Source organism: Changchengzhania lutea (assembly GCF_006974145.1).
GTDB classification, from domain to species: Bacteria; Bacteroidota; Bacteroidia; order Flavobacteriales; family Flavobacteriaceae; genus Changchengzhania; species Changchengzhania lutea.
In genome coordinates this window covers 910,168-928,771 of sequence record NZ_CP039456.1, presented here as the reverse complement: position 1 = coordinate 928,771, position 18,604 = coordinate 910,168, and the positions used below count along the sequence as shown (strand labels likewise).

Here is an 18,604-nt window from a genome sequence, read left to right as displayed (position 1 = left end):
TACAAATTAGTGATTTTTAGTGTGTTATGCAAGTCACGGGTTACGACCATAAATTGTTGTTATTTAAACAGGAATTAAAAGTAGAATCGTTGCTAAGAGTTTTTTATCTTTAAACTCAAATAATATTTTATATGAATAAATGCTTTTATTTCCTTATTTTATTAACTTTTCTGGGGTGTAAATCGACCATTGAAAACAATGCTGAACAAATTAAAATAACTAAAGAGCAAGTGAAAGCTAGCGTTGGGTTTTTAGCTTCTGATGAACTTGAAGGGCGAACTACAGGTAGTGTGGGGATTGAAAAAGCAGCTGTTTATATAGAAACTATATTCAAGAAGCATAACATCAAACCTTATTTTGAAACCTATAGAGATAGTTTTGATTTAAAAGAATTTTATGGTTATAACTTGGTGGGCTATATTGAAGGTAGTGATCCCGTATTAAAGGATGAATTTGTAATTATTGGGGCGCATTATGATCATATAGGCTATGCTAACGAAGTAAATGGTGATAGCATTGCAAATGGCGCAAATGATAATGCAGCAGGCACTAGTGCTGTTTTAGCTTTGTCTCAATATTTTGCTGCAAAACAAAATACAAAGCGCAGCATTTTATTAACGCTGTTCTCTGCTGAAGAAATGGGCTTGCTCGGTTCGAGACATTTAGCGAAACGCTTAAAGGATGAACAGATGGATGTTTACATCATGCTAAATTTTGAAATGATTGGAGTCCCCTTTAAAAATAGAGATTATATAGCCTTTGTAACAGGGTATGACTTATCTAATATGTCGGATAAAATGAATGAATACACAAGTTCTAATCTCACTGGTTTTTCAGAAGTCTCCAAAGACTATAATTTGTTCAAACAATCCGATAATTACGCCTTCTATCAGGAATTTAATTTACCATGTCAGACCATTTCAAGTTGTGACTTATCTAATTATGACTATTACCATCATGTGGATGATGAAGCAGATAAACTGGATTATAACCATATGGCAAGCTTAATCAATAAGATGATTCCTGCTATTGAAAAAATATGCAATACGCCAAACAAAGAAATAAAATTGAACAATGAGTAAAAATATTATAATAACGGGTACAAGCCGAGGCATAGGATTTGAATTGGTAAAATATTTTGCTAAGGCTGGTCATAATGTATTGGCGCTTTCGCGGAACGACATCCCTATTCAAACATTAAAACTGAACACTGTCACTGCATTTTCGTTTGATTTAAGCGATGAAGCTGCTTACCGAAAGGTTGAAGCTTTTATAAATGCCGAGTGGCAACAGGTGGATATTTTAATTAATAATGCAGGTTTATTACTGAATAAGCCATTTCCTGAAACGAGTATGCAAGACTTTAAGAGGGTGTATGAGACCAATGTTTTTGGTGTGGCAGAATTAACGCGTATTGTTTTGCCATTTATGAAAAAGGAAAGTCATATTGTAACTATTAGTTCTATGGGAGGTGTGCAAGGGAGTATGAAGTTTCCTGGTTTGGCAGCTTATAGTTCAAGTAAAGCCGCGGTTATAACATTAACCGAATTATGGGCTGAAGAATACAAAGGCACGGGAATATCGTTTAATGTATTTGCACTGGGAGCTGTTCAAACCGAAATGCTGGAAGAGGCTTTTCCGGGCTATGAAGCACCTACAACCGCTCAGGAAATGGCAGCCTATATTTTTGATTTTGCCCTTACTGGGAATACCTATTATAACGGAAAATTGTTGCAAGTGTCTAACTCTACGCCTTGAACTCTTTTAAACTTTCAGATTTTGAATATCATCAAGTGCTCAATTTTTTCATAAAAAAAATCAAGGGACATAATCAATAAAGAGCTAAATTTTGATGTGTTTATTTTTGCCCCTTTTTAAATCCATAAATGTTTTGATGAATAAAATCTTTAGGAAACTTATCATCACCTTTAAATCCAATTAGAACCTTACCACTATCTTCAGGAATATAATTTGTTTTAAATATATAATCCCATAGACTTAAACTAATTCCATAATTTACGCCATACTTCCCTTTTGGTAATACATAAGCATGATGGTATAAATGCATCACTGGATTGTTAAAAATATATTTTAGTGGTCCCCAGGTTATTTTTATATTAGAATGGTTAAAATGACCAATAGCTATGGTTATAAAATGTATAATATAAGCTTGGTCTGGTTCAAAACCACCTATTAACATGACACCAAAAGTTTTTAGAGGTTTGTAAAAAATATTCTCCATCCAATGGTATCTTAAATGCGCAGCAAATCCCATTTCTTTTACGCTATGATGTACTTTATGGAACTTCCATAAAAAAGGATACTTATGTAATAAAACATGTGTAAACCACTGTACAAAATCTAAAATAATAAAGAAAACTAACAATTGCGCCCACATTGCCCATTTTGAAATGTCAAAAAGCGCTAAACTCTTGGCAGTGATATTGATGTCTGCAAAAAAGAGTCCTAAAATCTCATAAACTCCACTAATCACAATAGAGAAAATAAAGAAATTAAAAAACATGTAAAATCCATCTAACCAGAAATCTTTTCTAATAATAGATTGCTCTTTTCGCCAGGGAAATACGATTTCTAAAGCCCAAACAAAAAGTGAAATCGCTACAAGTCCCCAAAAGTAATTGGTGTACCAAGGCACCTCAAAGATTATCGATTTCCATGTCCAATCTACCGTACCATTAAAAGCATTGATAAATGCATCTAAATATTTTTCCATAATTAATTATTTACTAGTGTTAAACTGTCTTTTTTAAACGGTAAATCATTAAAATAGCTCCATTCTGTCCACGAGCCATCATAATTTTTTACATTTTTATAATCCAATAATTGTGTCAAAACAAAAGTAGTATGTGCTGAACGTACACCACTATGGCAGTACACAATTATTGGAGCATCTTTTGTGCTATCCAATTGACTGTAAATAGATTCTAAATCTTCCACAGGTTTTATTTTTTTATCTCCATTATAGTTTATGGCTTCTGCCCAATCTATAAGGATGCTATTAGGAATTCGCCCTGCTTTTGCGGCACCTTTTTTCTGTCTTTTTCCTGAGAACTCATCAAGGGTTCTGGTGTCTAAAATAATAGTGTTAGTATTTAAAGCGTCTCGCATCTCTTCTTTAGAAACGTAATATTTCATTGAAGGTGTTTCACTAAGTTTAAATACTGCTTTTTCAACTATTGTGTTTTCATCTGTAACCAAACCATTAGCTGCCTTCCAAATGTTTAATCCGCCATGGAATAATTTCACATTTGTAAAATCATAATTTTGCAATAACCACCATAACCTTGCAGCATCACACAATCCGTTATCATCATAGATAATAAGCGTATCATTAGTAACAATGCCCAGTGTACTAAATAAGGTTTCTATTTGTGTACGACTTGCCATTATGCCATTATAAGGAAAAGATGCATCTTCAATATCTGTTCTCCAAATATGTAATGCGCCTTTTATATGTTCTTTGTCATAAGCCTCTTTTTTTCTAAAATCTATTACTTTAATATGTGGCTGATTGGCTATGGTCTTAAATTCATCAACTTCAATTAAATAGTTAATTTTTACTGGTGTTTCACTCGCAATTTGCTTTTTAGTCTCTATGGCTTTTTCTTGCTTGCATGCTGAAAAAACATACAAGAACAACAGGATATTAATTCTCCAGTTCATACCAATCGATATTTGATAAATTGTCACGCCTTCCCTTGTCTTTCACTGGATAGTTAGTGACTAAATAATTAACTATAATTTCTTGGTTTTTTCCTAAACCCCAAAGATTTTGTGTCTCCTGCATCCATTTTATAGTGGTATTCCAACGTTCGGTATTCATTCTATTCTGAAGAATGATCTTAGACGAATGACAATTAGTACAGTTATTAACAACAGTCATTAATCCTTCAGCTTCAATTAATCCTGTTCTTATATGAATACCATTTTCAATGCTATCTTCATCACCTTCAATAGGTATGCTAACAATGGTTTCAGTTTTCGTTTTAAAAGTAAAAAAATCAGGATTAATAGTATAATAAACAAGCATCACACCCGCAATTAAAAACAGGCTAAAAAGCAACAACAATAAGTGGTATACTTTTTTTATCTGCTTCCTGAATTTTTCTTCTTTAGACATTTAACTTACTTTCACCGCTATCCTATGGCATGCATTGTTTAAATATCCTTTAGGGTTCCAACCTGGTAACAACATGGGTTGCGCAATACCTTTAGCATCGGTTGCTTTTGCCCAAATCTCATAGTACCCTTTTTTTGGAAAATGTATTGTTGCATTAAAATGTTGCCATGCTAATCGATTGGAAGGTTTTTCAATAACACATGATTTCCATGTAGCTCCAAAATCGATAGAATACTCCATTTTGGTAACTTCCAATTCACCTGCCCAAGCATGTCCTCGAATATTCAGGGACTTACCTTCTTTAATGGTTGCTCCAGATTTAGGGTACGTTATTAAGGATTTTACGGGCATAGATTCAATAATACACATATCTTCATCTTTCACTTTTTCTCCTGGGGCAACAGGTTTGCAAGGTACTCTGTAAGCATCGCCAGTCATTTTGGTACCATCATGTACTTTGTCTCTAATGCTAATTCTATTTATCCACTTTCCTGAAACTGATGCAGGCCAACCTCCTGCCACCAAACGCAAAGGGTAACCATGAATTAAAGGGATATCTTCACCATTCATTTTGAATGCTAATAATGTTTCATCCTGGAGCGCTTTTGACATAGGGCAGCCTCTTGAAATAGGTTCTTTATTTGGGTCTTGGCTTAAATGTACATCTATAGCGTGATAGCCAATATAAATAGCATTATTTTTAATACCTGCATCTTTTAAAACATCTCGTAAACGTACACCAGTCCAACTGGCACAATGTACAGCCCCAATTGTCCATTGATTGCCTTTTGCAGGCGGATTAAATTCACTTCTTCCATTGCCACCGCATTCTAAAGTTAATTGATAAGTATGTTGTTCAAATTTCGATTTTAATTCAGCTAACGTATATGTTTTTTTGTTTATTACCGATTCACCATCTATTGTAAGAGACCACTTTTTAGCATCAATACCTTCAGGTGCTAAGCCGTTATTTCTAATAAACATACAAGAGTTTGGTGTAATTTTATCATCTAACAAATGTGCCTGTGCTTCTATATTCCATGGCTTATCGTTTAACACAATCATGTCTTTGTGTTTCTTAAACATTTTAAAAGGGTCTGGATCTTGTAAGGCTAAAGGGCTATAACCTTCTAACAAATTTGATCCAAAAACAATTTCAGTTCCAATAAGTGTTGCAAACGTACTTAATGTTGCCTTTTTAGCAAAAACTCTTCTTTTCAAAATGATTACAGTATAGGTTCTTAAAACAAAATGTGTTCAAGTTACAATTTCTAAATTTCTTCTTTTGTAACTTATGTTACAGTAATTGAACGCGATGTTATAGAAGCTGATTTAAAAATAATATTAATTATTTTATTTATTACTAACTATGATATTAATCAGCTTATTAAAATAGTATATAAAATGTTGAATATCAGTTTAATATATTTATAAAAATAATATTTTGTTGTTGATGTAATTATTAGTGCCAATTTGTTTTATGTAACTAATGTTACAAAAAATTTCTTAAGTATTAGTAATTTGTTCAATTATTGAAAAACAAAATATTATGAAAAAGGACTTTGAAATAAAATTTACAGGTTGGGCATTTATAGTTGCTGCGTTATTATTATGGGGAGGTTGGGCATTGTCACCGCATCATGTAGGTGAATATTTTGTAGCTTCAGATTTTACCTCAATTGGTGAGAACGTATGGTATTGGATTTGGATGTATAGATTTCATATTTTTGGTTGGGTAACCATGGCAATTGCTATGTTTGCATTGGTATCCATAACAGCAAGGAAACCTTATCGTGTTTTAATATTACCTGGTGCAGGTATGGTTATAGTAGGCACATTTACTATTGCTATTGCAGCTGCATATTATTATAATTATGGTGCTTGGGGCGTTGGGCAAACAGCTGGTAAGTCTGCTGCTGAAATTCAGGAATTTATGGATAGCATTCTGTTTACAAATCAATATGTAACTTGTTTTGTTAGGTTTGGACGTATTTTCTCGGGTGTTGGTTTAGTGCTATTAGGTTATGGCTTTATAAAATGGAAACTAGTGAATTTATGGTTGGGATGGTTTACCATCTTATTAGGTTTTGTAGCGATGGGAATCATTTTGTCAATACCAGATAATTTCGAAATCTACAAACCAATATTTCATGTCAAGGTACTTTGGTTAGTAGCGATGGGCATTTCGCTTTTACGACAAGGGGTTAATCTTCCTGAGGGTAAGTCTTGATTTTTTTTTGAAAAGGTCTTTTGTATAACCTAAGTTAGCTTTTATACATGAAATTGGACATTTTGAGGTTTATAAAAACTATGAACGTTTTATAAAACCAATGTCTTTGGTGTAGCAGAATCAACGCGTATTGTTTTGCCATTCATGAAAAAAGGAAGTCATATTGTAACTATTAGTTCTATGGGTGATGTGCAAGGGCGTATGAAATTCCCAGGATTGGCAGCCTATATTTTTGATTTTGCCCTTACTGGGAATACCTATTATAATGGAAAATTGTTGCAAGTATCTAACTCTACACCTTAAGTTTATGGATGTTGTTTAGCAGTATCGACGTTTTGAATAGCTTTGCGGTATATGCTCCATATCTTAATTAATTCTATCGGGGCTAATAAAAAGTGACTGAGTTTTAATTTTGAGCCTTTAATTTCCTGCCAGTTGTTTAAAGGGTATTCTAAGATTTTTTGATCATAGTTTTTGACAGATATTTTCCATCGCGCAATTAATTCTACATCAAACAGCCATGTGCTAATAAATGGTTTATCAAATAGAGACTTTACATGCGATGTGTGAATTAATTTGGCACCACATTGCGAATCATAAATAGGCTCTTTTAAAAGTAGGCTCACGAAAGTGGCAAAAATTCTACCCAAATAATGGCGGTAAAAATTTCTATTGATTTCAGCCCCCAATCGGCCTACTCTAATACTTAATATGAATTCGATGTTTTTTCGTGCTCTTAATGCATTCAACAAATAATTTATTTCTTCAAGCGGCACAGACAAGTCGGCATCCATATACCCGACAAAATCATATGTGTTTAAGTTTCCATTATTTGAGAGAATACCACGTCTAATGGCTTCACCTTTTCCACAATTTTCTGTTAAGGTTTTATAATCGAGCAAATGCGATTTATTGCTTAATTCTTTTAATACAATTGATGTATTATCTGTACTGCCATCATCTACAAAAAGAAAATTTATATTTGAATTATGCTTTGAAAACTCTAAAAAAGAATTCCTATTAATGCGTTGTGCTTCATTAAAACATGGGATAATAATAAGCACTTTTAAATGTTCTGAATTAACCATTTTTATAAATTCAAAATTAACTTTTTGAAATCTTTTTTTTGCAAATCATATAGCAAGATAATCCTGGAATATGAATGTGTAACCGTTTGAAAAATCTTCCTATCTGGTAATCAATCAATAATATGCTTTTTATAATACTTGTTGACATCTTTCCTCCTTTCCAATTTCCTAAATTTCCTAAGTCGTTTAAATGTCTTGTTTTAAATCGCTCAATTAATAGATTTACAATTCGAGGAATAAGCAGCGAAAAGAAAAAGTAACCACTATCTAAAACTTCCAAATCACTTTTATTAACATTGTGCCTCAACAGTTTTAAATCATACCTTCTATAATGTTTTAGCAGCACATCGTGTTGACTAAACAGTGACTGATATGCCGGTACTGTTATAATAAAAACAGTGTCAACATTAACATAGTCTCGCTTAGTAATGCTATTAATGAATGCCACATCATCGGGAACATGTTCAATAACATCTAATAAGGTGACGATGTTAACCGTTTCGGTTTCGACTTCGTTTAAGGACGAATATAGTTTTAAAGCTTTGTTTTGATAGTAATAGTTAAATTGCTTTTTTAGTTCATCGGTGTATTCAATATCTACAGCATGGCAACGTGTAATCTGAGGAATTTTGGTAAAATCATTTGCCAAAAACGCATCGCCGCTACCAACATCTAAAACTTCTATTTGAAGATTCTTATTAGAACTATGTTTCTTAATTAAAGAATTTACTATAGATTGTCTTGCAAGTTCCCACGGGTGCCTGTTTATATGCTTAGAATTAATTTCGACTAAATCCATAAGTTACTTGGCATATTCGGCTGTAATGATATCAATAATATTAATGACTTCAGAATCACTGGTTCTTGTAAACATATCATTTTCTTTGTAAACTTCTACCTCTAAATTTAAGATTAAGTTTTTGTCTGAATGGTCTAAGTTGGCTTTTTCTATCAGTATTTGTTTTAGCATGGGCTCGGGTGCCCAAGGTCTAGAAGACGATATTTCTCCAAATTCATCAGCATAACCTAATTTATAGGTTTCTAGTTTTTGTAAATAATCATGTTCTGGAATAATGAAAATGATTTTTTTGGTAACAGTTAAGTCAATACGTTCAAAAACAGTTTTCAGTGCTTTATATTCTGTATTTTGGGTTTCTACTTGATAGGTATTTATGTTTATAAAACCAAGCGCTACAAACAGAAATGCGATTAAAATGGAGATGATTTTTAACGCTTTCAGCTTAATACTTAACTCACGAAAAAAATAAAATTGATAAAAAAGAATGATGATAGCAGCTGGGGCAATAGTTCGGCTACATATAAAATTATCAACAGATATTAAATTTGGTGAATAGCTCAAGGGTAAAACAGCCAGTAAAAAGAATATTAAAAGTATGGGTTTGTTTATTTCATCTCGTCGTTTATATTTAAAAAATAAGAAGCCTAAAAAACTGATGGCACCAATAATAAAAGCAAGTACCGGAGCTAATAAAATACCACTGCCATAAAGTAACATGCGCATTTCTCGAGCATAGAAAAGTATGGTTTTAACAGGTAATTTTAGAATATCAATATGGGCTCTATTCAAGGGCTCTAATTGAAACCACAAAAGGGATAATTTAAATAAGATAAAATACAGTCCAAATGCAAAGGCTATAAAAAAAATAATTCTCTTAAATTTTAATAAAGAATGATTTTCCTTGATTGCAAATGAAAACACAAAAGGAAGTAAAAAGACAGTAGTTGCAGATTGATACAGAAAAAGAGATATGATTACTAATATGAGGGCAATAGCATAATGGGCTTTGTTTATGTGATTTAACTCAAAGGATTTAAGCAGCAAATACCCAGAAAAAAAGCTAAGGATTAAAGCAATGGGTACTTCAAACGTAGCGCTCCAAAACACAAATACCGAGAATGATGGCAGCGCCAGTATCAGAAATGAGAATATGCCAGCTTCAATTTTTTTGAGGTTTAATTTTAACAGAAATGTAAATATCTGGATCGAAAATATGACACATCCAATCAGGGAAAATAATCGCACCCACTTTAAACCAGATATAGTATTTGTTAGTTCTCCGTAAACAAGTTGACATAAAAAACCATAGAGAAAACGTCCCCCTTGAATAAAGATGTTGCTGTAACTTGGGTCTTTATCAATGAGCCAAATAAACTCATAAACATCGGTATAGGCATAATTTTTAAATATTCCAATGTTGAGGATTAGGCTTCCAAGTAATGCAAGTAAGCCGTAAATGAAAACCGCTTTATTCTGAATACTATGTGTTGATACTTTAAAAATGGGTCAAATTTCTGAGTAAATAGAAGTTGCTTTATTTTTTAACGACTAGAATATTTACTGTAGTTTATAGATGAGCGAAGTTAACTTTTTTATAAGTATTTTATTTAACAAGATTAAAGAAATAATATACATTTGCCATTATGTCAAAACACCTTAACGATCATATTCCAGAAGCAGCCATTAATCAGGTGATGCTACTTTTAAAACATGATCATTTAGATGTTAAAATTAAAAGTGAGAGAAAAACGCGTCATGGGGATTATAGAAGCCTTCCTAACGGAAAACACCAAATAACAGTTAATGCTAACTTAAATGTATACCGATTTCTACTCACTTTAATTCACGAAATAGCACATTTTGAAGCTTATAAAAGCTACGGTCATTCAATAAAGCCACATGGGAAAGAATGGAAACAGACTTTTCAGCGCTTAATATTACCGTTTTTAAATCCGGAAGTTTTTCCAAATGAGTTACTGCCCCTTTTAGCAAATCATTTTAAAAACCCAAAGGCTTCTAGCGATACCGATGTGCCTTTGGCATACGCTTTAAGGCAATTTGATGATGTACAGAATAAGACCTATGTTTTTGAAGTGCCCTTAGGGAGTACTTTTAAATTATATAATGGTAAAATTTTCAAAAAAGTAAATAAACGCGTAAAACGATATGAGTGCATCGAGATTAAAACAGGAAAGTTGTATCTTTTCAATCCAAATGCAGAAGTTGAAATAATAAAGTAGAATAATGAATAAAAATTATTACGCCATTTTAATGGCCGGCGGCGTTGGGTCTAGATTTTGGCCTGTAAGTACAGAAGAATTTCCAAAGCAGTTTCATGATATGTTAGGCACTGGAGACACCTTAATTCAGAAAACATTTCACAGGTTGTCACAGCTTATCCCTAAAGAAAATATCTTTATTTTAACCAACGAACGTTACAATGATTTGGTGTTCGAACAATTACCAGAAGTTACAAAAAGACAAGTGGTATTAGAACCCGCGATGAGAAATACGGCACCTTGTATACTATATGCGTCTTTAAAAATCCAAAAAGAAAACCCAGATGCGGTGATGGTGGTTGCACCAAGTGACCATTGGATTGAAGATGAAGCGACCTTTACAAAAAATGTTGAGCAAGCGTTTCATTTCTGTTCAAAAAACAAGGCGCTTATGACTTTGGGTATTCAACCTACCTTTCCAAATACAGGCTATGGTTATATTGAATTTGATAACGATTCCTCCGAAACTATAAAACCGGTACATCAATTTAGAGAAAAGCCCAATTATGAAACGGCTAAGGAATTTATAGCACAAGGCAATTTTCTTTGGAATGCAGGTATTTTTATGTGGAGTGTCAAAACGGTTATTGAAGCTTTTAAGAATAATCAACGGGAATTGTATGACTTGTTTGAAACAGGAATACCGGCTTATAATACAGAATTTGAAGATGATTTTATTCGTGATAATTATAAGAAGGCTGAAAATATCTCGGTTGATTATGCCATAATGGAAAAATCTGATAATGTATATGTGATTGCTGCAGAATTTGATTGGAATGACTTAGGCACCTGGGGTAGTTTATACGATAAGCTAGATAAGGACGATACTGGCAATGCTGTGGTTAATGCAAGAACCTTGAGTATTGAATCTCAGGGAAATATGATTCGTACTAAAAGTGATAAGATTGTTGTGGTTGATGGCCTAAACGATTATATTATTGTGGATAAGGAAGAGGTTTTACTCATTTATCCCAAGTCAAAAGAACAAGATATTAAACAAGTACTCCAAAAGGTGAAAGATGAATTTGGTGTTCAATACGGTTAATTATGGAAGAAAATAAATTCAACTTTTCTGAAGATGACATCAAAAAGGAAGCACTCGAGAAAGACGAAATTGTAGAACAAAGCAAGGAAGCGGTTAAAAAAGATGCACGTGGTCTTTTTAAAAGTATAAGCAGGTTTCTAAGTGAGCTTTTGGATTTTAGAGAAGATACAGATAGAGATGAAACTGTAGAAGCCATTAAAAAGGATATTCCATTTAAGGGCGCTACCGCATGGATTTTAATCTGTTCCATTTTTGTAGCATCCATTGGTTTAAACGCAAATTCTACAGCTGTAGTAATTGGTGCCATGCTAATTTCTCCCTTGATGGGTCCCATTTTAGGTGTTGGTCTTTCCATTGCTATTAATGATATTGATACCCTGAAAAAGTCTTTGATAAACCTAGCAATTATGATTGTGTTGAGTTTGTTAACCGCATTCCTTTTCTTCTATTTATTTCCTTTAAGTGAGGATACATCAGAGCTTTTAGGTCGTGTACGCCCAGATATAAGGGATGTATTAATTGCATTTTTTGGTGGATTAGCATTAATAATTGCACGCACAAAACGCGGAACAATTGCTTCAGTCATTTTTGGTGTAGCTATTGCTACTGCGTTAATGCCACCATTATGCACTGCGGGTTATGGTTTGGCAAAAGGGAATTGGATGTATTTCGGTGGAGCCATGTACCTATTTACTATCAATACGATTTTTATAGCGCTCGCTACCTTTTTGGTTTTAAAGCTCTTGAGATTTCCCATGCTAAAATATGCGAATTCTAAAAAACGGTTAATGATTTCAAGGTTAGCGACCTTGTTGGCTATAGTGGTTATGGTTCCTGCCGTTTGGACCTTCCTTAACGTTTTAAAAGAGAGTAATTTTAATCGGGATGCGAGATCATTCGTTGAAAATGAATTGGCAGCTTTACCGCATGCAGATTATTTAAGAAATAATGCATCATACAAGTATTCAGGAGATGAAAATTCATTAATTGAAATAAATACCTTCGGATTGGATGAAATACCAGAATCGACTATTGCAGTGTTGAATGGGAGAATGAAGGGTTACAGAGCATTGGCAAATAGTACATTAGTGGTCAATCAAAATAGATCTAAAAATTTAGATAATTTTAGATACATGGAAGAATTGAGAACGCGTGATTCTTTAGACTTGTTAACCCAAACACAACAAATTGCATTCTTAGAAAATAAAATAAGACAACTTTCTAAATTGGAACGGAATTATATTGCATTTGACGAATTGACTAAGGAAGTTGCCGTGAATTACGAAACGATTGAGCAGTTTTCTTATGCGAATGTTATTAATTCAAACTTTTCTAAAATGGATACTCTACCGGTTTTTTCAGTTAAATGGAAAGATGTTACAAAAGAGGATTTAAGAAAAAAAGACCAAGCTAAACTTGAAAAATGGCTTAAAATTAAACTGAAATTAGATACGCTTGTTGTTGATAGACTAAATTAGCTATTGGCGCTCTTCAATATACATTTGTCTTACTTTTTTAAATAAGTTAGAAGAATACACAAAATCGGTAACTACTTCATTGTCTGTTTTGAAAATAGTGTCCTTACTGCCTTCCCATGCTTTTAAGCCATTTCTAAGAAAGACAATCTTCTCACCGATTTCCATAACAGAATTCATGTCATGTGAATTGATTACTGTGGTAATTTGATATTCCTCAGTAATCTCTTTTATCAGATTATCAATAACGATAGCTGTTTTAGGATCTAAACCAGAATTAGGTTCATCGCAAAACAAATACTTTGGTTTATTAACAATGGCGCGCGCAATCGCGACACGCTTCTGCATCCCGCCTGAAGCTTCACTGGGCATTTTTTTATGAGCATCATCTAAATTGACGCGTTTTAAAACAAAATTAACGCGATCTTTCATTTCACTCTTGCTTTGTTTGGTAAACATCCGCAATGGAAACATAACATTTTCCTCAATAGTCATCGAGTCAAACAAGGCACTACCTTGAAACACCATGCCAATTTCTGCACGAATATTTCGTTTTTCATCTTCAGATAATTTTGAAAATATTTTTCCATCATAAGAAATGGAGCCTTTTTCATAATTAAACAAGCCTAATAAGCACTTTAGAAAAACAGTTTTTCCAGAGCCACTTTGTCCAATGATGAGGTTGGTTTTTCCTTTTTCAAAAGTTGTGCTTATCCCTTTTAAAACCTCAATCTTTCCAAACGACTTATGTAAATTTTTTACTTCTATCATTAGCTTAATAACATTTGGGTGAGTATATAATTTAAAAGAATGATGGCCACACTAGTCCAAACAAAGGATGTTGTACTGGCTTGTCCAACTTCTAAGGCACCACCTTTCATATAGTACCCATGATAGGATGGAATGGTAGCCAGACAAAAGGCGAAAATAAAAGTTTTTATAAAAGCATAGATGATGTGAAACGGAATAAAATCTGTTTGCACACCTATAATATAATCTTCTAAGGAGCTAAAGCCTCCAAATACACAAGCAGCCATACCGCCTAAAATCCCTAAGAACATGGCGATAGATATGACGAACGGGTATAACATCATCGAAATAAATTTCGGAAATACTAGATAATTTAGGGAGTTTATACCCATGACCTCTAAGGCATCTATTTGTTCCGTAACGCGCATAGTACCAATACTTGAGGTAATAAAGGACCCTACTTTTCCCGCCATAATAATCGAAATAAATGTCGGGGCAAATTCAAGGACTATGGATTGTCTTGTGGCAAAACCAACAAGGGATTTAGGTATCAAAGGATTAGTCATGTTTAATGCCGTTTGAATGGTGACAACGCCACCAACAAAAAATGCGATAAACGCCACGATACCAAGAGAACCAATAATTAAATCGTCAATGTCCTTTAAGATCAATTTTCGCATCACGCTCCACTTTGTGGGCTTGCGAAACATTTCAACAATCATTAAAAAATAGGTGCCAATATTATGAAGGTAGGTCATAGAAAAATTTAATAGTGCTAAAGTAAAAAAAAGTTATAGGTATTTAACCTTAATTTTAAATTATGACGTTTTAAAATATGTATTTTTGAAATATTAAAACAGAAACTATGTTTAAAAAACTTTCTTTAGCTCTTTGTGTTCTTACCATTTCCCTCTCCTGTAAATCTCAGGATGTGGCAGTTACGGATACTATTATTGATTCCTACGCGGATAACCCAAAATTAGTAGTAGGCATTGTTGTAGACCAAATGCGTTACGATTATTTAACTCGATTTTACAAAAAGTATGGTGATGGTGGCTTTAAACGCATGGTAAGCGAAGGCTTTAATTGCAAAAATAACCATTATAATTATGTGCCAACTTATACGGGACCCGGTCATGCATCCATTTATACCGGTACTACACCTAAAGACCACGGTGTCATTAGTAACTTTTGGTATGATAAAGAAGAGAAAAAACAAGTGTATTGTGCGGGGGACGATTCAGTGGCCGCGGTGGGTACAGAATCGGTAGTAGGGCAAATGTCACCACATAGAATGCTTACCACCACCTTTCCAGATGAAAACCGACTGTTTACGCAAATGCGAGGTAAAACCATAGGCGTGTCATTAAAAGATAGAGGTGCTATTTTACCAGCTGGTCACACAGCTAATGCAGCGTATTGGTTTCATGGCAAAGACCAAGGACATTGGATTTCAAGCACTTTTTATATGACAGATTTACCGCAATGGGTGCAGGATTTTAATATATCAGACCAAGCAGAATCATATTTAAAAGTCTGGAATACCTTGTACAATATAGAAACGTATACAGAGAGTGGAAGTGATTTGAATACATTTGAAGGAGGGTTTAATGGAAAAGAAACGGCAACATTTCCATATGATTTAGGAATGTTGAAAGAGACCAATTGGGGTTTTGATATTTTGAAAGCGACGCCTTATGGAAACAGCTTAACTACAGATTTTGCTATAGCAGCTATTAATGGTGAGCAATTGGGGCAGGATGAAATAACGGATGTTTTAACCCTTAGTTACTCTGCAACAGATTATATCGGACATAACTTTGGTGTGAATTCAAAAGAAATTGAAGATGCATATATACGACTCGATAAAGATTTAGAAAGATTGTTTAATTATTTAGATACTAAGGTTGGTAAAAGGAATTATACCGTTTTTCTAACCGCCGATCATGGCGCCATAAATGTGCCAGCCTATTTGCAAAGCGTTAAGATTCCTTCGGGATATATAAATACCTTAGAACGACAAGAAACCTTTGAAGCTTTTCTTAACAAAACCTATGGCACCACTGAAATAGTCGAGAATATAAGTAATAACCAAATCTTCTTAAACAGGGAGAAGGTCACAGCATTAGGTTTGGACTTAGAAGCTGTTCAACAACGTATTTTGAACGAACAGATTAATTATAAAAATATATCTAAAGCCTATACGGCAACTACTATGAGTTCTGTGAATTTCAGTTCAGGGATTGAAGCATTACTGTTAAAGGGGTTTAACCAAAAGCGGTCCGGAGATATTATTTTGGTTAACGACCCAGGTTTTATTTCTTATATGCCAACTGGATCAACACACGGTAGCGCCATGAATTATGATACTCATGTCCCCTTGTTATTCTTTGGAAAAGGGATAAAGCATGGTCAAACCTTTCATAAAACTGAAATTACTGATATTGCACCTACAATGTCGGCACTGTTAGGCATCAGTTTTCCTAATGCTTCCATTGGGCAGCCTTTAGGGTTTATTTTGGATTTAGAAAATGAATAAACGCACTTTCCTCTCTATCATTGCCATTATAATAGTATTGGCTGTTTACGGATTCGAGTACATTTTAAATGAAGAAGAAAAAGCGGCAGTTATTTCAGAAGCGGAAACCGTAAAGTCCAATACCAACACGAACTTTATGCCAACAAGTACTACGGGGCAAGTTGTTCATCATGAAGGTTATTCGTTGTCGTATAGTGAAACCCACGAGCAAGCGGAATGGGTGGCTTATGAACTAAAAAAAGCACATTTGTCCAATTCCAATTTTAAGCGTCCTTATTTCGAAATTGACCCTAGCATAAAAACGGGTGCTGCCCATTGGAGAAATTATAAAAATTCAGGTTATGATCGGGGGCACTTGTGTCCGGCAGGCGATAGGCGTTATAATCAAGCAGCACATGGCGAAACCTTTTTAACGAGTAATATTAGTCCGCAAGAGCATCAATTCAATGCGGGTATTTGGAATAGTTTAGAGCAAAAAGTGCGCTATTGGGCCTCTAAATATGATGGTGTCTTTGTGGTAACAGGAGGCATTCTAAAAAATAATTTAAGAACCATAGGCGACGAAGAAGTTTCTGTGCCCAATCAATTCTATAAAATTTTAATGGATCATAATTCTGGCAAAACGAAGATGATTGCTTTTTTAATGCCACATAAAAATTCTAATAAGCCATTGTATGAGTTTGTCGTTTCAGTGGATGACATTGAGAAATTAACAGGAATTGATTTCTTTCCAGAATTAGAGGATACTTTAGAAAACAAATTGGAAGCCTCAAGCAGTTATAAAAATTGGAATTTCAAATAACTTTGTTAGTTGTTAGTTGTGTCAAGCTGAGAGAAGTCGAAGCATCTCGTTAAAAGCGTCTTCTCAGATTTCTGAATGACATCTTATTTTAACTTCTCAAACATCCCTTTCCAACGTAAATTTCTAATAAAGTCACCTTCTTCTTCAGATACTAAGAAGACTGTATTTTTTTTTTTTGCTTTAAAGTATCCCACTAAATAATCTTTGAAAAGCGAAAAACTTGCTTTTTTGTAAGCCAATTTTAATGCAGAAATAAGTGTGATGACAAATCCATAGCGCATTTTATACATCGCTTCTCCTTGCAAATATTTTGAGGCTTTATTATAGCTTATTCCAGTTGGTTTTAAGTGTTTTACATGTAGGGTCTCGTCTGTAAGGATCTCCCAGTCATAGAATTTGGCTAACAACTCATCTACGGTATCCCAGCCCATGGAGGGTTTTAACTGTCCAATTTCTAAAAAACAATCTTTTCTATAGGCTTTTAGAGCGCCACGAATATGGTCTTTTCGAGTTAGATTTTCTAACAGCCAGTCATTGTTTTTTTTAATATAGCAGAAGCCTGACGCCATGCCGAGTCGTTTATTACTATTAAAGTACAAAGCGAGTTTTTCTAAGTAGTTTTTAGGAAAAATTAGATCCGCATCAAACTTACAAATTACATCATAGTCATCATCTAAGGTGTTATAGCCTTTGTAAAACGCATTAATAATCTTGGAGCCTGGTAGATGTTGATTTGAAGATTTTGAATTTACTAATTTTATAAATTCATATTTTTCTATATAGGCTTCAACAATATCTTGGGTTTTGTCGGTAGAATTATCATTGACAATAACCAATTGTTTTGGCAACACGGTTTGATTTACTAAAGCATCTAAGGTAAGTCCTATAGAACTTTCTTCGTTATGAGCGGGAATGATGATGTAGAACCTCAAAATTAAATCCTTTCTGCGTAAACAATATAATACCTTGGTGTAAACCACCTAAGCATAGGTCGAATCCCAATCTTTTTAGTAGGGTTCGTCCACTTTTCACGGTCTAATATTTTCCATCCGGCCTTTTCAAGGAGCCAGTCAAATTGCCAATCTTCAAACTCGTGATAATGCCTGTCCAACATATCGGTTTTACTTCTATAAGCTGAGGAAAACCATAAGTTTAGAGGCACGCTTGCTACCAATTTCGATGTTTTAATGGATTGTAATACTGTAAAAGGGGATAATAAATGTTCGAAAATTTCGAATGCGGTTGTGACATCAACATTAGAATTTTCAATTGTTGAGGTGTTGATATCCAAATCTTCTCCCTTGGTATTGATAACGTCATAACCATGTTTTTGCATGATTTTAGTAAAAGGATTTACAACGCCTAAATCGAGAATTTTTTCGGAATGGGAAATGTGCTTCTCTAAAAACTGTATCGTATGTTTAAAACGTTTATTCGGATAATTTGTCTCGTACAT

The 18,604-nt window shown here is 33.9% G+C and carries 19 protein-coding genes and 1 pseudogene; 9 read left to right on the top strand and 11 right to left on the bottom strand.

Annotated features, from left to right (window positions below; genetic code table 11):
• Positions 1-131 precede the first annotated feature (131 nt).
• Together FAF07_RS04365 and FAF07_RS04360 are read left to right on the top strand one after the other, a co-directional pair.
• Positions 132-1,082 carry a M28 family metallopeptidase gene (locus FAF07_RS04365; protein WP_142783961.1) on the top strand — a complete coding sequence of 317 codons (951 nt, stop codon included), beginning with the start codon at positions 132-134 and terminating at the stop codon, positions 1,080-1,082.
• Entirely contained in the window at positions 1,075-1,758 is a 684-nt protein-coding gene (locus FAF07_RS04360) for an SDR family NAD(P)-dependent oxidoreductase (protein WP_142783960.1), read from the top strand. Before FAF07_RS04365 ends, FAF07_RS04360 begins: the two co-directional genes overlap by 8 nt.
• Positions 1,759-1,858: 100 nt before the next feature.
• Here the strand turns inward: FAF07_RS04360 and FAF07_RS04355 are convergent, their stop codons facing one another.
• From FAF07_RS04355 to FAF07_RS04340, 4 genes are read right to left on the bottom strand one after another with little or no spacing between them, the layout of a single operon-like run.
• On the bottom strand, positions 1,859-2,734 hold the full coding sequence (locus FAF07_RS04355) for a sterol desaturase family protein (RefSeq protein ID WP_142783959.1): 876 nt from the start codon (positions 2,732-2,734) through the stop codon (positions 1,859-1,861).
• A 2-nt stretch (positions 2,735-2,736) separates the two neighbouring features.
• The gene (locus tag FAF07_RS04350) at positions 2,737-3,684 is read right to left on the bottom strand and encodes a sulfurtransferase (RefSeq protein ID WP_142783958.1); all 948 of its coding nucleotides are present in this window, start codon (positions 3,682-3,684) and stop codon (positions 2,737-2,739) included.
• On the bottom strand, positions 3,668-4,141 hold the full coding sequence (locus FAF07_RS04345; protein ID WP_142783957.1) for a monoheme cytochrome C: 474 nt from the start codon (positions 4,139-4,141) through the stop codon (positions 3,668-3,670). Before FAF07_RS04345 ends, FAF07_RS04350 begins: the two co-directional genes overlap by 17 nt.
• Positions 4,142-5,362 (bottom strand): sulfite oxidase, encoded by a 1,221-nt coding sequence (locus FAF07_RS04340; protein ID WP_142783956.1) that lies wholly within the window; start codon positions 5,360-5,362, stop codon positions 4,142-4,144.
• Between the two features lie 328 nt (positions 5,363-5,690).
• Between FAF07_RS04340 and FAF07_RS04335 the strand changes: the two genes are divergently transcribed.
• Positions 5,691-6,371 (top strand): hypothetical protein, encoded by a 681-nt coding sequence (locus FAF07_RS04335; RefSeq protein ID WP_142783955.1) that lies wholly within the window; start codon positions 5,691-5,693, stop codon positions 6,369-6,371.
• A gap of 90 nt (positions 6,372-6,461) precedes the next feature.
• Positions 6,462-6,674 (top strand): annotated as a pseudogene (locus tag FAF07_RS04330) (short-chain dehydrogenase); the annotation flags it as partial.
• A gap of 2 nt (positions 6,675-6,676) precedes the next feature.
• Here FAF07_RS04330 and FAF07_RS04325 read toward each other — a convergent pair.
• Genes FAF07_RS04325 through FAF07_RS04315 form a run of 3 tightly spaced genes read right to left on the bottom strand, consistent with a single transcriptional unit; the run spans position 6,677 to position 9,587 of the window.
• Positions 6,677-7,459: a glycosyltransferase gene (locus tag FAF07_RS04325; protein ID WP_142783954.1), complete on the bottom strand. Its 783-nt coding sequence runs from the start codon at positions 7,457-7,459 to the stop codon at positions 6,677-6,679.
• Positions 7,460-7,475: 16 nt separating this feature from the next.
• Positions 7,476-8,258, bottom strand: a complete 783-nt coding sequence (locus tag FAF07_RS04320) for a methyltransferase domain-containing protein (RefSeq protein ID WP_142783953.1) — start codon at positions 8,256-8,258, stop codon at positions 7,476-7,478.
• Positions 8,259-8,261: 3 nt separating this feature from the next.
• Positions 8,262-9,587 (bottom strand): glucosyltransferase domain-containing protein, encoded by a 1,326-nt coding sequence (locus tag FAF07_RS04315; RefSeq protein WP_246067817.1) that lies wholly within the window; start codon positions 9,585-9,587, stop codon positions 8,262-8,264.
• A 314-nt stretch (positions 9,588-9,901) separates the two neighbouring features.
• Between FAF07_RS04315 and FAF07_RS04310 the strand changes: the two genes are divergently transcribed.
• From FAF07_RS04310 to FAF07_RS04300, 3 genes are read left to right on the top strand one after another with little or no spacing between them, the layout of a single operon-like run.
• Positions 9,902-10,498 carry a SprT-like domain-containing protein gene (locus FAF07_RS04310; RefSeq protein WP_142783951.1) on the top strand — a complete coding sequence of 199 codons (597 nt, stop codon included), beginning with the start codon at positions 9,902-9,904 and terminating at the stop codon, positions 10,496-10,498.
• Between the two features lie 4 nt (positions 10,499-10,502).
• Entirely contained in the window at positions 10,503-11,582 is a 1,080-nt protein-coding gene (locus FAF07_RS04305) for a mannose-1-phosphate guanylyltransferase (protein WP_142783950.1), read from the top strand.
• A gap of 2 nt (positions 11,583-11,584) precedes the next feature.
• Positions 11,585-13,060, top strand: coding sequence for a DUF389 domain-containing protein (locus tag FAF07_RS04300; RefSeq protein WP_185956515.1), 1,476 nt, complete (start codon positions 11,585-11,587; stop codon positions 13,058-13,060).
• Here FAF07_RS04300 and FAF07_RS04295 read toward each other — a convergent pair whose 3' ends face one another.
• Positions 13,061-13,828 (bottom strand): ABC transporter ATP-binding protein, encoded by a 768-nt coding sequence (locus FAF07_RS04295; protein WP_142783948.1) that lies wholly within the window; start codon positions 13,826-13,828, stop codon positions 13,061-13,063.
• A complete protein-coding gene (locus tag FAF07_RS04290; RefSeq protein WP_142783947.1) occupies positions 13,828-14,565 on the bottom strand; it encodes an MlaE family ABC transporter permease in 738 nt (245 codons plus the stop codon). The genes FAF07_RS04295 and FAF07_RS04290 overlap by 1 nt, the downstream gene beginning before the upstream one ends.
• Before the next feature lie 107 nt (positions 14,566-14,672).
• Between FAF07_RS04290 and pafA the strand changes: the two genes are divergently transcribed.
• Positions 14,673-16,346, top strand: coding sequence for an alkaline phosphatase PafA (pafA, locus tag FAF07_RS04285; RefSeq protein WP_142783946.1), 1,674 nt, complete (start codon positions 14,673-14,675; stop codon positions 16,344-16,346).
• A complete protein-coding gene (locus tag FAF07_RS04280; protein ID WP_142783945.1) occupies positions 16,339-17,148 on the top strand; it encodes a DNA/RNA non-specific endonuclease in 810 nt (269 codons plus the stop codon). The genes pafA and FAF07_RS04280 overlap by 8 nt, the downstream gene beginning before the upstream one ends.
• An 83-nt stretch (positions 17,149-17,231) precedes the next feature.
• Here the strand turns inward: FAF07_RS04280 and FAF07_RS04275 are convergent, their stop codons facing one another.
• Together FAF07_RS04275 and FAF07_RS04270 are read right to left on the bottom strand one after the other, a co-directional pair.
• A complete protein-coding gene (locus tag FAF07_RS04275; protein ID WP_142783944.1) occupies positions 17,232-18,080 on the bottom strand; it encodes a glycosyltransferase family 2 protein in 849 nt (282 codons plus the stop codon).
• 2 nt (positions 18,081-18,082) lie between these two features.
• The gene (locus FAF07_RS04270) at positions 18,083-18,604 is read right to left on the bottom strand and encodes a methyltransferase domain-containing protein (RefSeq protein ID WP_142783943.1); all 522 of its coding nucleotides are present in this window, start codon (positions 18,602-18,604) and stop codon (positions 18,083-18,085) included.